Source organism: Rhodococcus sp. Leaf225, from assembly GCF_001426145.1.
Lineage (GTDB): Bacteria > Actinomycetota > Actinomycetes > Mycobacteriales > Mycobacteriaceae > Rhodococcoides.
In genome coordinates this window covers 302,266-314,719 of record NZ_LMRN01000007.1, presented here as the reverse complement: position 1 = coordinate 314,719, position 12,454 = coordinate 302,266, and the positions used below count along the sequence as shown (strand labels likewise).

At 69.0% G+C, this 12,454-nt stretch carries 12 protein-coding genes and 1 tRNA gene; 9 read left to right on the top strand and 4 right to left on the bottom strand.

Annotated elements, in window-relative coordinates; genetic code table 11:
* Positions 1–12 precede the first annotated feature (12 nt).
* Entirely contained in the window at positions 13–759 is a 747-nt protein-coding gene (gene cobF / locus ASG69_RS01630; protein ID WP_056446939.1) for a precorrin-6A synthase (deacetylating), read from the bottom strand.
* A gap of 23 nt (positions 760–782) precedes the next feature.
* Between cobF and ASG69_RS01625 the strand changes: the two genes are divergently transcribed.
* The 3 genes from ASG69_RS01625 to ASG69_RS01615 are packed head-to-tail and all read left to right on the top strand — an operon-like array spanning position 783 to position 2,423.
* The gene (locus ASG69_RS01625) at positions 783–1,580 is read left to right on the top strand and encodes a thymidylate synthase (RefSeq protein ID WP_056446937.1); all 798 of its coding nucleotides are present in this window, start codon (positions 783–785) and stop codon (positions 1,578–1,580) included.
* Positions 1,577–2,056 (top strand): dihydrofolate reductase, encoded by a 480-nt coding sequence (locus tag ASG69_RS01620; RefSeq protein ID WP_027504172.1) that lies wholly within the window; start codon positions 1,577–1,579, stop codon positions 2,054–2,056. Before ASG69_RS01625 ends, ASG69_RS01620 begins: the two co-directional genes overlap by 4 nt.
* 40 nt (positions 2,057–2,096) lie before the next feature.
* The gene (locus ASG69_RS01615; RefSeq protein WP_027504173.1) at positions 2,097–2,423 is read left to right on the top strand and encodes a cupin domain-containing protein; all 327 of its coding nucleotides are present in this window, start codon (positions 2,097–2,099) and stop codon (positions 2,421–2,423) included.
* Between the two features lie 79 nt (positions 2,424–2,502).
* Here ASG69_RS01615 and ASG69_RS01610 read toward each other — a convergent pair whose 3' ends face one another.
* Entirely contained in the window at positions 2,503–3,456 is a 954-nt protein-coding gene (locus tag ASG69_RS01610) for an acyl-ACP desaturase (protein WP_027504174.1), read from the bottom strand.
* 321 nt (positions 3,457–3,777) lie between these two features.
* Between ASG69_RS01610 and ASG69_RS01605 the strand changes: the two genes are divergently transcribed.
* The 4 genes from ASG69_RS01605 to ASG69_RS01590 all read left to right on the top strand — a co-directional run bounded on the left by ASG69_RS01605 (position 3,778) and on the right by ASG69_RS01590 (position 7,880).
* Positions 3,778–5,019 carry a PucR family transcriptional regulator gene (locus ASG69_RS01605; RefSeq protein ID WP_307095423.1) on the top strand — a complete coding sequence of 414 codons (1,242 nt, stop codon included), beginning with the start codon at positions 3,778–3,780 and terminating at the stop codon, positions 5,017–5,019.
* A 54-nt stretch (positions 5,020–5,073) separates the two neighbouring features.
* Positions 5,074–5,146: transfer RNA gene (locus ASG69_RS01600), tRNA-Arg, on the top strand.
* Between the two features lie 25 nt (positions 5,147–5,171).
* The gene (locus ASG69_RS01595; protein ID WP_056446933.1) at positions 5,172–6,068 is read left to right on the top strand and encodes a DUF3089 domain-containing protein; all 897 of its coding nucleotides are present in this window, start codon (positions 5,172–5,174) and stop codon (positions 6,066–6,068) included.
* Between the two features lie 474 nt (positions 6,069–6,542).
* Positions 6,543–7,880, top strand: a complete 1,338-nt coding sequence (locus tag ASG69_RS01590; RefSeq protein WP_056446930.1) for a DEAD/DEAH box helicase — start codon at positions 6,543–6,545, stop codon at positions 7,878–7,880.
* Here ASG69_RS01590 and ASG69_RS01585 read toward each other — a convergent pair.
* Positions 7,860–9,143: an MFS transporter gene (locus ASG69_RS01585; protein WP_056446927.1), complete on the bottom strand. Its 1,284-nt coding sequence runs from the start codon at positions 9,141–9,143 to the stop codon at positions 7,860–7,862. The genes ASG69_RS01590 and ASG69_RS01585 overlap by 21 nt on opposite strands.
* Positions 9,144–9,212: 69 nt before the next feature.
* Here ASG69_RS01585 and ASG69_RS01580 point away from each other — a divergent pair, with 69 nt between their 5' ends.
* Entirely contained in the window at positions 9,213–11,273 is a 2,061-nt protein-coding gene (locus ASG69_RS01580; protein WP_235578804.1) for an ATP-binding cassette domain-containing protein, read from the top strand.
* Positions 11,270–12,001 carry an energy-coupling factor transporter transmembrane component T family protein gene (locus tag ASG69_RS01575; RefSeq protein ID WP_056446920.1) on the top strand — a complete coding sequence of 244 codons (732 nt, stop codon included), beginning with the start codon at positions 11,270–11,272 and terminating at the stop codon, positions 11,999–12,001. The genes ASG69_RS01580 and ASG69_RS01575 overlap by 4 nt, the downstream gene beginning before the upstream one ends.
* A 3-nt stretch (positions 12,002–12,004) precedes the next feature.
* On the opposite strand, the gene ASG69_RS01570 is transcribed toward ASG69_RS01575, so the two are convergent.
* Positions 12,005–12,436, bottom strand: coding sequence for a type II toxin-antitoxin system Rv0910 family toxin (locus ASG69_RS01570; RefSeq protein WP_056446917.1), 432 nt, complete (start codon positions 12,434–12,436; stop codon positions 12,005–12,007).
* Between the last annotated feature and the right edge of the window lie 18 nt (positions 12,437–12,454).

The window sequence follows — 12,454 nt, the reverse complement described above, 5'->3', positions numbered from 1 at the left end:
CCTAATCGGAAGTCACGGTCGATGGACGAGATAGGTGTCCATCACCCAGCCGGCCTCGGCCCGCAGAGCCGCCCGGCGCGCGACGATCTCGTCCCCGATGTCGTCGACGGGGCCCGCCAGGGTCACCTCGCCGGGCGTGCCCAGGTTCGCACCCCACCACACGTTCCACCCGGGCAGTGACCGGAAGCTGCAGTCCGAGTCGAGCATCACCACGGCCGCCGTGACGCCGTCGGGCAGGCCCTCGTCACGAAGCCGGCGACCGGTGGTGGTGAGGACCGGCTCCCCCACTCGGTTCATCACGATGCGGTGCGCGGCCGCGAGCGCCGACGGACTGGTGACACCCGGGATCACCGAGACCTCGAACGGGCTGTCGAGCACCGCGCGCACCCGCTCCACCACGCGCAACGTGCTGTCGTAGAGCGACGGATCGCCCCACACCAGCATCGCGCCGACCGACTCGGACGGCTCCGCCTCCACGAGGTCGGCGAGCATCCGGGCGCGGAGGTCGTGCCAGGTGTCGACGGCGTCGTCGTAGTCCGACGGCGCGCGGTCGCGCGGCGGATCGGTGAACTCGACCACGCGATGGTCGGTCGGCACGTGCTCGCGCAGGATGCGGGTGCGGACGTCGACCAACTCCTGCTTCTGCGCGCCCTTGTCGATGACGAAGAAGACGTCGACGGTGTTCATCGCCTTGATCGCCGCGACGGTCACCTGGTCGGGATCCCCCGCTCCGATACCGATCACGTGCATGGTCCTCATCTGCCTGAGCCTAAGGTGTAGCCATGGTCGCGACGCCCTACGAGGATCTGCTCCGCCGCGTGCTCGCGGAGGGCACGCCCAAGTCCGACCGCACCGGGACCGGCACCACCAGCCTGTTCGGCCACCAGATGCGGTTCGATCTGTCCGAGGGATTCCCGCTGGTGACCACCAAGCGCGTGCATCTCAAGTCGATCGTGCACGAGCTGCTGTGGTTCCTGCGAGGCGAGTCCAACGTCGCCTACCTGCGCGAGAACGGCGTCACCATCTGGGACGAGTGGGCCGACGAGAAGGGCGACCTGGGGCCGGTCTACGGAGTGCAGTGGCGCTCGTGGCCCACACCGTCGGGCGACCACATCGATCAGATCTCGCAGGTGATCGACACCATCCGCCGCGACCCCGATTCCCGACGCATGATCGTCTCGGCCTGGAACGTGGCGGAGATCCCCGACATGGCACTGGCTCCGTGCCACGCCTTCTTCCAGTTCTACGTCGCCGACGGAAAGCTGTCGTGCCAGCTGTACCAGCGCAGCGCCGACATGTTTCTCGGCGTGCCGTTCAACATCGCGAGCTACGCCCTGCTCACGCACATGGTCGCCGCGCAGACCGGCCTCGAGGTGGGCGACTTCGTGTGGACCGGCGGCGACTGCCACATCTACGACAATCACGTAGACCAGGTGCGCGAGCAGTTGACGCGAGACGCGTTCCCCGCCCCCACGCTCCGACTCGCTCCACGTGACTCGATCTTCGACTACACCTTCGACGACATCGAGATCGTCGACTACCAGCACCATCCCGCGATCAAGGCACCCGTAGCGGTATGACGATCGGGTTGGTGTGGGCGCAGGCGCACGGCGGCGTCATCGGCAAGGACGGCACGATTCCGTGGCGGGTGCCCGAGGACATGGCGCACTTCCGTGAGGTCACGGGATCCAGCCGCGTCGTCATGGGACGGCGTACCTGGGACTCGTTGCCCGCACGGTTCCGCCCTCTGCCGGGCCGGACGAACATCGTGCTCAGCCGTGACGCGTCCTGGTCCGCGGAGGGTGCCGCACGTGCCGCCACGATGGACGAGGCGCTGCTCGGCGGCCACGACACGTGGATCATCGGCGGCGCGGACATCTACCGGCTCGCCCTGCCGCACGCCGATGTCGTCGAGATGACCGAGATCGATCTGGACGTCCCCGGCGGCGACACGGTCGCTCCCGAGGTACCGGCATCGTTCACCCGGACCGAGGGCGCCTGGCAGACGAGCAGCGCATCCGATGTTCGCTATCGATTCGTGCGCTACACGCGCTGATTCGCCGCGCCGGGGCCCGCTGAGCGGGACAATACGACGCATGGACAAGAAATCGCTGACCGCGCTCGCTCGGCAACAGCTGAAGCTGGCGAAGACCGCGTCCAGCGGGCGGAGTTCGCACACCGTCTACGGCGGACATCAGCGCAGCCTGCGGCAGACCGTCGTCGGCCTGGCCGCGGGCAACTCGCTGGCCGAGCACGATCTGAACGGGGAGTCCACGGTCCTGGTCCTCAGCGGCCAGTTGCAACTGGTGAGCGGTGAGCGATCCTGGAAAGGTTCCGCGGGCGATCTCCTCGTCGTCCCCGACGCCCGCCACAGTGTGGAGGCCGTCGAGGACGTCGCGTTCCTGCTGACCGTCGCGATGTAGGACGGGCAGGCCGGAGGACGGGCAGGCCGGGGGCCGGGCAGGCCGGAGGCCGGTCGATCGAAGACGGTCGTCAGATCTGTCAGACGGCGATGGCTTCGCCGCGTTCGCGGTCGCGGGCGAGTGCTCGGTCGCGTGACTCCTCGAAGCGCACCGCCTGCTTCTCGAGGTCGGCCAGGTAGTCGGCCACCATCTCGCGCAGCTTCTCGCCCTCGGGTCCGAAGTCGGTGCGCTCGAAGATGTCCCATTTGCGCAGCACCGGCATGATGACCTCGTCGAGGTGCTGGCGCAGGTCGTAGATGCCGTACTTCGCGATGAGGACGGCGTTGCGACGGAAGTCCGGCTGGTTGAGCCCCGGCATCTGGAAGTTCATGACGACGTCGGCGATCGCCTTCATCGTCTGGTCCGGCGCGAGCTCGATGGCCGCCGAGCACATGTTGCGGTAGAAGATCATGTGCAGGTTCTCATCGGCCGCGATGCGGGCGAGCAGTGCGTCGGCGATCGGATCGTTGCAGGCCTTGCCGGTGTTGCGGTGCGACACCCGGGTGGCCAGCTCCTGGAACGTCACGTAGGCGACGCCGTGCAGCAGGTTGGCGCCCTCCATCGGCGAGTCGATACCGACCGTCATGTGCTCCATCCGCGCCTGCTCGAGCGCGACGGGATCGACGCTCCGGGTGACGACGAGATAGTCGCGCATCGCGATGCCGTGGCGGTTCTCCTCCGCGGTCCAGCGACCGACCCAGGTTCCCCAGGCCCCGTCCATCGAGAAGTTCTCGGCGAGCCCGCGGTGGTAGGAGGGCAGATTGTCCTCGGTCAGCAGGTTGGTGACCATGGCCGCCTTGGCGACCTTCGACAGCGACGACTGCTCCGGCGACCAGTCCTGGCCGCCCAGCATCGCGAAGTTCTTGCCGTCGCTCCACGGGATGTAGTCGTGGGGGTTCCACGGCTTGGCCAGCGTCAGATGGCGTTCGAGATTGGTTTCCGCTACCGGCTGCAGTTCGCGCAGCAGCTCGATCTGTGACAGCACCTGTGGCATGAGGTTCCCCCGTGACGCGTCGTGTTCCGTCGACCTGGCCGGCCGACGAGAGGTGACGCTAGGACGGGTCCGATCGGGCCACCGCCGCCTTGCGTCGATGTTGGGACGAGTCGCAGGACGGTCCGATTCCGCCTGGCTCGGGTCACAGCGCCGCGAGGAAACGCGGGACGAAACTACACATATGAACTTTTATTGCCCTACAATCTGAACTTGCGCCCCGTTTTTGTGCGAGTGACGAGCCAGTCGACCGTCGACGTGGAGGGAAACCGCCACGTGACACGGAGTGGACGTACGGCTCGCCGACCGGAAGGAACTAGTTACGTGAGTGTCGAGAACACGCAGTCGTCCCAGGCGGCTGCGGTGGAGAAGAGCACCACCGGACTCATGGTGGCAGGCCGCACCGGCGTGCCGCCACGCGACCTCGAGAACGTCGCTCGTCGGACGGTGGGTCAGCCGGCTGCGGCCACCCGCACGTCGACACTCGGCGCGACCCTCCGGGCTGACGTCACGGAACTGACGGTGTCCTGCCTGTCCATGGCCGTCGGCGTCGGCGACGCACCCACCACCTCGGACGAGGACATCGCCGAGCTCGGTGGCCGCGCGGCGCAGTGGGCCCGCGAGGGTGTTCCGCTCCGCGCCGTCCTCGGCGTCTACCACGAGGGCATCCAGATGGGCTGGGACCTGGTGTCCGAGCGCGCGACGGGCAATCTCAAGGCTGTCGCCAAGGCGTTCGTCGCCCTGTCGGAGCGCATCTCGACGGCCGCGTCGGCCAGCTACGTCGACGAACTGCAGGCCGTCGCGAGCGAGCACCACACCGCCGCGCACACCGTCGTCACCGCACTGCTCAGTGGCCACAACGCGCGTTCGGTGGCCCGCCAGTCGGGCATCGAGCTCGCCGACTCGTTCACCGTGCTGGCCGTCTCCATCGCCGCGCATCCCGACGAGTCCAACCCCGCCCTGCCGCGCGCGGTCACCGCCCGTCGCAAGCTGCGCCGCGTGCAGGCCGAGCTGGCCCTCGTGTGCGACCGCTCCCCCCTGTCGATGCTGTCCGCCGAGGGCGGCACCATTCTCGTTCCCGGCGAGCGCGACGACGAATGGGTCGCCACTCTCGTGGAGCGCATGTCCGTCGCCGCCGAGACCGCGGTCACCGCCACCGTCGCCACCAGTTCCGTCAACGACGTGCCGGCCGCCTCGGATCAGGTGCACGAGCTTCTCGACCTCGCCCAGCAGCTTCGTCGACCCGCCGGTGTCTACCGCATGACCGACCTGGTTCTCGAGTACCAGCTCACCCGCCCCGGCCCCGGCCGGGCGTACCTGTCACGCGTTCTCGTCCCGTTGGACAACTCGCCCGAGCTGCTCGAGACCCTCGAGATCCACATCAACCACGACCTCAACCGTCAGCGCTCGGCGCGTCAGCTGCACCTGCACACCAACACGGTCGACTATCGCCTCAAGCGGATCGCGCACCTCACGGGGTTCGATCCCACGCGCCCGTCCGGAATGCGGCACCTGCAGGCCGCACTGGTGGCACGCAAGCTGGAGGCCATCTCGCCCAGCGCCTGACAGACATGTCGACCCGGTAGAGTGCTGAGCGTCAGCCCGGCTCTCGCCGGGTCGGCCCTCGTAGCTCAGGGGATAGAGCAACCCTCTCCTAAAGGGTAGGTCGCAGGTTCGAATCCTGCCGAGGGCACCGAAAGCCCCGCTACAGTCCAGCCATGACGCGCGCGCTCCTCCTGGTGGCAGCCCTGCTCGGCTCACTCTTCCTGTCGGTGCCGGCCGCGTCGGCAGCACCGTCGACAACCTGGCTCTGCCGGCCCGGCACCGCGGATCCGTGTGGTGGTGGCACCGACGCCCCTGTCGACTGCTTCTACGTCTACCCCACCGCCTCTCTGCAACCGGCGCAGTCGGCGAACCTCGACGCGTCCCCCGAACTCGCCTTCGCCGCGGCGGCGCAGGCCCGCCCGTTCGACTCCGTGTGCAACGTCTGGGCTCCGGTCTACCGTCAGGCCACGCTGCTGAGCCTCGCCACGGCCGACGGTCCCGCACGCGATGCGGCACTCGCCGCGGCCTACGTGGACATCGATGCGGCGTGGACCGATTTCCTCGCGCAGCGGAACTCGGAACGCGGTGTCGTGCTTGTCGGCCATTCGCAGGGTTCACGCATGCTGCGCACGCTCCTGCAGCAACGCATCGAACCGGATCCCGCGACGCGAGCGCTGTTGGTGTCCGCCATCATTCCCGGCATCTCGGTGCGGACGTCGGACTTCACCACCGTCGCCCCGTGCACGGATGTGAGCGAGACCGGTTGCGTGGTCGCGTATTCCACGTTCTCGCGCACTCCCCCACCCGACTCCCGCTACGGCGGCGACGGCATCCTCTGCACCAACCCGGCGTCGCTCGAAGCGAATGCCAGGACGCCGGTACTGGGGCCGTTGCCGAACCTCACGGCGCAGTGCGACGGTGACAACGTGCTCAAGATCGACGGCCCCGGAGCCTCGGCCCTGCCCACGCTGCCGAACGCGACCTGGGGGCTGCACCTGCTGGACCTGACGATTCCGCAACAGACACTGGTCGATCTGGTGCGGTCGCAGAGCGCGGCGTTCACTGCCTGACCGCATTTGTCGGAGCGCACACCGGTTTCATCAGGCGCACACCCCTTGCAGCCTGCGGGAAAGTGTGTGCGCCCACGACAAGGGGTGTACGCACGCGAACCAGCGCAGCACCCACCCCACACGGTGACCCATTTGCCGGAGTGGACACCGGTTCCGTGAGGCGCACACCCGCTGCGGCCTGCTGGGAGGGATGTGCGCCCACCGGAAAGGGTGTGCACACACTGCCGATCCCGTTCCGCCACAACAACTCCACCCGGCAGAGCGTGCACGGCGCCGGCCCCACGCGCTGCGAGACGGCGGTCACAGCGACCGACCGGCTACACTGGGTCACGCTGCTGCGCCACTGTGCGCGGCGTACGTCGTGGAATCAGCACGAATTTTTCTTACGGCGATCGGAACTGCCCACCGGCAGTCTCGCCATTCTGCGCTCCGCCACAGGAGTGCTCAGATGCCCGAAAGGCACTCGAACTCTTCATGACTTCTCCCTCCTTCGCCGACCTCGGCGTCAGTGACCGTCTCGTCCGCGCTCTCACAGCTGCCGGCATCGCGTCACCGTTCCCCATCCAGGCGGACACCCTGCCCGACACGCTGAAGGGTCGCGACGTCCTCGGACGCGGAAAGACCGGCAGCGGAAAGACTCTCGCGTTCTCCATCCCCATGGTGTCGCGTCTCGGCGACACGTTCTCGGGTGTCCGCAAGCCCAACCGTCCGCGTGGACTCGTCCTCGCTCCGACGCGTGAGCTCGCGACTCAGATCGCCGCAGCACTCGAACCGCTCACCATGGCGTCGAACCTGCGCGTCACCACGATCTTCGGTGGCGTCTCGCAGGCACGCCAGGTCACCGCGCTCAGCCGCGGCGTCGACATCGTCGTCGCCTGCCCCGGTCGCCTCGAGGATCTGATGAAGCAGCGTCTGGTGACGCTGGACGACATCGAGATCACCGTGCTCGACGAGGCCGACCACATGGCGGACCTGGGCTTCCTGCCCGGCGTCACGCGCATCATGAAGGCCACACCCTCGCACGGACAGCGCATGCTGTTCTCGGCGACGCTGGACAACGGCGTCGACAAGCTGGTCAAGCAGTTCCTCACCGACCCGGTGCAGCACTCGGTCGACGAGGAGAACTCCCCCGTCGCCGCGATGACCCACCACATCTTCGAGGTGGGCGGCGTCGACGGCAAGAAGGCGCTGGTCCAGCGTCTCGCCTCCGGTGAGGGTCGCCGCATCCTCTTCATGCGCACCAAGCACCAGGCTCGCAAGCTGGCGCGTCAACTCACCGAGGCCGGCATCCCGTCCGTCGACCTGCACGGCAACCTGTCGCAGGCTGCACGTGACCGCAACCTCGCTGCGTTCTCCAACGGCGATGCGCGCGTGCTCGTGGCCACGGACGTCGCGGCGCGCGGTGTGCACGTCGACAACGTCGAGCTGGTCGTCCACGTCGATCCGCCCGCCGAGCACAAGGCCTACCTGCACCGCAGTGGCCGTACGGCCCGTGCGGGCAGCGCCGGCGACGTCGTCACCGTCGTCCTGCCGGAGCAGCGTCGAGACCTGTCGGTCCTGATGCGCAAGGCCAAGATCGACGCGGCGCCGCAGCGCGTGACCGTCGACTCACCGGCCGTCCAGGAGCTGGTCGGCGACGTCGCGGCCTACGTCAAGCCCGCTCCCAAGGAGGCCGCACCGGCTCCGAAGCAGCAGCAGCCCGGACGCGGACGCTCCACCCGCGGCGGTCATGCCGGCAACTCCAACGGGGGTTCGGGTCGACGTCGTCGCCCCACCACCGCGCGCAGCGAATCAGCCGGTTACCGGGGCTGATCGCCGAGCGATCCCGACGCTGAGCACCGCCGCCACGACGCAGAGACCAGCTGCGCCGAACCAGGCGGCGGTGTACTCACCGGTGGCATCGCGCACGACCCCCGCCACCACGGACGCGATGCCCGCGCCCACCTGGTGCGAGGCGAACACCCAGCCGAAGACCAGCGGCCCCTGCGTGCCGAACACCTCGCGGCACAGAGCGATGGTGGGCGGCACCGTGGCGACCCAGTCGAGGCCGTACACGACGATGAACACCACGATCGACGGGTGCAGGGCGTCGGACAGCAGCGCCGGCAGGAACAGCAGGGCGACGCCTCGGAAGGCGTAGTACGCGCCCAGCAGCATTCTCGGATCCACCCGGTCGGTGAGCCAGCCCGACGCGATGGTGCCCACGATGTCGAAGATCCCTACCACGGCCAGCAGTCCGGCGGCCGTGGTCTGCGGCATGCCGTGGTCGTGCGCGGACGGGATGAAGTGCACCCCGACCAGCCCGTTCGTGGTGGCGCCGCAGATCGCGAAGCCCACCATCAACGCCCAGAACGTCCGCACGGACGACGCGTCCCGCAGTGCTCGGATCGCCCGCATCGCGGGATTCCCCGTGACGAGCACCGGGGCGGGCTGCTCGGTCGCCCCGTACGGCAGCTCCCCCACCTCCTCCGGGGAGTTCCGTAGGAACAGCAGAACGAACGGCACCACGGCCAGGGCACCGCCCGCCACGACGAGTGACGCCGTCCGCCATCCCGAGCTGTCGGCGAGCGCGGCGACCACGGGCAGGAAGATGAGCTGACCGGTCGCGGACCCGGCCGTGAGGATGCCGGACACGAGCCCGCGCCGCCGCACGAACCAGCGGTCGGTGACCATGGCGGCGAAGACGAGTGCCATCGATCCGGTACCCAGGCCGATGAGCAGTCCCCACGTCAGCAGGATCTGCCACGGCGCGGTGACGAACACGGTGAGGGCGCTGCCCAGGGCCACGACGGTGAGGGCGACGGACGTCACCGTCCGGATGCCGAAGCGGTCCATCAGTGCCGCCGCGAACGGTGCGGTCAGCCCGAAGAGCAGCAGGTTGACACCCACCGCCGCGGACAACACGCCGCGCGACCAGCCGAACTCGTCGGTGATCGGCACCATCAGCACCGACGGAGCGGCGCGGAACCCCGCGGCCCCGAGGAGTGCGAGGAACGCCACGGCGGCGACGTTCCAGGCCCGGTGCACGCGTCTCGGGCGCGTGATCTGCACGGCGGCGTCGGAGTCGGACGTCATGGCTCACTTTCTCGTTCCGCGGGTCTCCGTCGGAACGGGAACCGGACACGCCGGTGGCACACTCGAGGGGTGAGATCCAGGACGGCCACAGGTCGCGGTACGAAGACGCTACACCCGGACGAACTCGCGACCGGATCGGTGATGACCGCCCTCGCCGTCGCGTTCTCGGTGATCGGCGCCCTCATTCCCGTGGCGGGTGCGCTGCAGATCGTCGCCATCGTCCCGTTGGCCGTCATCGCCCACCGCCACCGCCTGCGGGCACTGGCCGTCGCCGGTACCGCCGGCATGCTCGTGTCGTTCGTCGCGGGCGGGTTCGGCACCGCGCTGACCATGACGATCTCCGGAGTGCTGGCCGGGATCGTCGGAGTGAGCGTCCGACGCGGACGTGGGTTCACGTCGGTGCTCACCCTCTCGCTGCTCACCGGCGCCGTGGTGGGCGCCCTCTCCGTGCTGATGCTGCTGATCCTCAGCGGACTACGCGAGCTGTTCCTCACCGTCCTCGACAACTCGATCCGCGGCAGTGCGGACATCGTCGGCAGGATCGCACCCGCCGAGGACGTCGCCACCGCCGTGGCCGACTACGCCTCCTTCGCCCTGGGGTACTGGTGGGTGCTCGTCTTCGTCTCGGCGCTTGTGTCGACGGCCGTCAGCGGCGTCGTCGCTTGGTGGGTGCTGCGCGCCACCCTGTCCCGCCTCGGCGAGCTGGAGTCGCGGGGCGAGTTGCCCGACGTCGTGGTCACCCCCGACGACGCGGCCGCACCGCACCCCGTGCCCGTGCGGTTGACGGGCGTGACCTACCGCTACCGGGGCGGTCACGACGACGCGCTGGGCCCACTCGATCTCGAGATCGTGCCCGGCCGTTTCGTGGCCGTCGTCGGCGCCAACGGATCCGGCAAGTCGACCCTCGCTCGCATCCTGGTGGGCACCGAGCCGACGGGCGGCCGGATCGACCGGACGGGTTCCACCGGGCTCGGCCTGATCGGCGGAACCGCGATGATTCTGCAGCATCCCGAGTCCCAGATCCTCGGTACCCGCGTGGCCGACGACGTCGTGTGGGGCCTGCCGGCGGCGGCGCGGCCGACACCGGACCGTGTCGAGGCCCTGCTCGCCGAAGTGGGCTTGGCCGGGTACGGGCTGCGCGACACCGGCAGCCTGTCCGGTGGCGAACTGCAGCGCCTCGCCGTCGCCGCGGCGCTGGCTCGCGAACCACGGCTGCTGGTCGCCGACGAGGCCACCGCGATGATCGACCCGGAGGGTCAGCGCGATCTCGTCGAACTGCTCGCCCGGCTCCCCCGTCGCCACGGCATGGCCGTCGTCCTCATCACCCATCGCGCGACCGAGGCAGCGCTGGCCGACGACGTCGTACGGCTCCACCGCGGCCGCCGGGTGATGCACGATCCGAACTGGATGTCGTCGACTCCGCTGCGGACGGATCCGCTGCCGCCGCCCGGACCACCGTTACTGGTGCTGCGCGGCGTCGGTCACGTGTACGACCGACGCGGTCCGTGGGCCACCCGCGCGCTCGAGGGAATCGACCTCACGGTGCATCGCGGCGAGGGGTTGCTCGTCATCGGCGGCAACGGCTCCGGCAAATCCACGCTGGCCTGGATCATGGCCGGCCTGACGAAGCCCTCCGAGGGCACGTGCGAGCTCTCGGGCAAGGCCACGTCGTCGTCCGTCGGCACCGTCGCGCTCTCGTTCCAGCACGCTCGATTGCAACTGCAGCGCCGCACCGTGTCCGAGGACATCGAGGCCGCGGGAGGAACCGACGTGGGCACCATCGACGTCAGCCGTGTTCTCGATCAGGTGGGACTCGATCGCCGCATCGCGGGCGCGCGTGTCGACGAACTGAGTGGCGGGCAGATGCGGCGCGTCGCGCTGGCCGGACTTCTGGTGGGCAAGCCGGACGTCCTGGTGCTCGACGAACCGCTCGCCGGACTCGATCCGCCGGGTCGACGGGAGATCACCGCCCTGCTCACCCATCTGCGCCGCACGGGGCTCACCCTCGTCATCATCTCGCACGACGTCGACACCCTGGCGTCCGTCCGCTCGCGCACCGTCGTGCTCGACCACGGCACCGTGGCGCCCGAGTCCACGAACGACACCATCGAACGAGGAGCGACCCGGTGAGAGGCACACTGCTCCGCGAACTTCCGCGGGAGACGTCGGTCCACCGACTCTGGGCGGGAACGAAACTCGTGGCGGTCACGCTGCTGGGCGGGTCGCTGGTGGTCTACCCGACCTGGCCGATGCTCGCCGCGGTGTCCGTCGTCCTGCTGCTCGCGGCGATCGCCGCGCGGGTCCCGGTGTTCGCGATCCCCGTTCCGCCGTGGTGGCTCTGGGGACTGGTCGCGTTCGGTGCCGCGGTGAACGTGGTGGTCGGCGTCGACGCCGTGTGGATCTACTTCCGCGGCATCCTGTTCGGCGTCGTGCTGCTGTGGGCGACGCTCACCGTGGCCTGGACGACGTCGATGGCGGACATCGCACCGGCCATCGCGACTCTGTTGTCGCCCCTGCGCAGAGTCGGTGCGCCCGTGGACGAGTGGGCCGTCTCGATGGCTCTGCTGCTGCGGTCGCTGCCGATGTTGGTCGACGACGTCTACACGCTGGTGGCCGCACGCAAGCTCCGACCCCGCAAGAGCACGCGCAGCGGCAAGACGCAGGACACATTCCTCATCGACATCATGGCCGCCATCATGTCGGTGGCCATCCGGCGGTCGGCCGACATGGGCGAGGCGATCGCGGTGCGCGGCGGCAGCGGCAGCATCACGTCGGGCGGACGTCGCCCGCACGGATCCGACGCGGTCGCCCTGGTGCTGGTGATCGCCGCGTGCGCGACGGGGGTCGTACTGTCCTGACGCTCAGGAGAAGACGGTGACGAACGTGTCGACGGACTTCTCGATGTCGCCCTTGAGCGCCCGCGCCACACCGGATCCCACGGGACCGAACAGGGGCGCGCCGCCGAGATCGATCGTCATCTTCAGCTCGGAGCCGTCCTTCTTCTCCGCGACGGTGAGCTTCAGCGAGACCTTGACCCCGCCCTTGCCCGCGCCCTTCAGTTCGAGCTCGCGCGGCGGGGAGTACTTCTTCACGGTCCACTGCACCCGGTTCCGCATGCCCTTGACCGACACCACGGACGCCATCTGCGTGCCTTCGGACAGTTCGGCGGGCAGGTCACTGCGCCACCCGTCGTGAATGCTGAGCCATTCCTCGTACCGCGTCAGATCGGATGCGCCGTTCCAGGCATCCTCCGCGGACAGAGGAACGATGCGGACCACCTCGAGTTTCGCCACGCCGTGAACACTAGCGCG

What these genes read in the sequence shown, in the direction of transcription:
- ASG69_RS01595 (WP_056446933.1), top strand. Translation starts at nt 5,172, where the DNA reads ATGACGCGCGCGCTCCTCCTGGTGGCAGCCCTGCTCGGCTCACTCTTC.
- ASG69_RS01610 (WP_027504174.1), bottom strand. Translation starts at nt 3,456, where the DNA reads ATGCCACAGGTGCTGTCACAGATCGAGCTGCTGCGCGAACTGCAGCCG.
- ASG69_RS01590 (WP_056446930.1), top strand. Translation starts at nt 6,543, where the DNA reads ATGACTTCTCCCTCCTTCGCCGACCTCGGCGTCAGTGACCGTCTCGTC.
- ASG69_RS01620 (WP_027504172.1), top strand. Translation starts at nt 1,577, where the DNA reads ATGACGATCGGGTTGGTGTGGGCGCAGGCGCACGGCGGCGTCATCGGC.
- ASG69_RS01585 (WP_056446927.1), bottom strand. Translation starts at nt 9,143, where the DNA reads ATGACGTCCGACTCCGACGCCGCCGTGCAGATCACGCGCCCGAGACGC.
- ASG69_RS01625 (WP_056446937.1), top strand. Translation starts at nt 783, where the DNA reads ATGGTCGCGACGCCCTACGAGGATCTGCTCCGCCGCGTGCTCGCGGAG.
- cobF (WP_056446939.1), bottom strand. Translation starts at nt 759, where the DNA reads ATGAGGACCATGCACGTGATCGGTATCGGAGCGGGGGATCCCGACCAG.
- ASG69_RS01615 (WP_027504173.1), top strand. Translation starts at nt 2,097, where the DNA reads ATGGACAAGAAATCGCTGACCGCGCTCGCTCGGCAACAGCTGAAGCTG.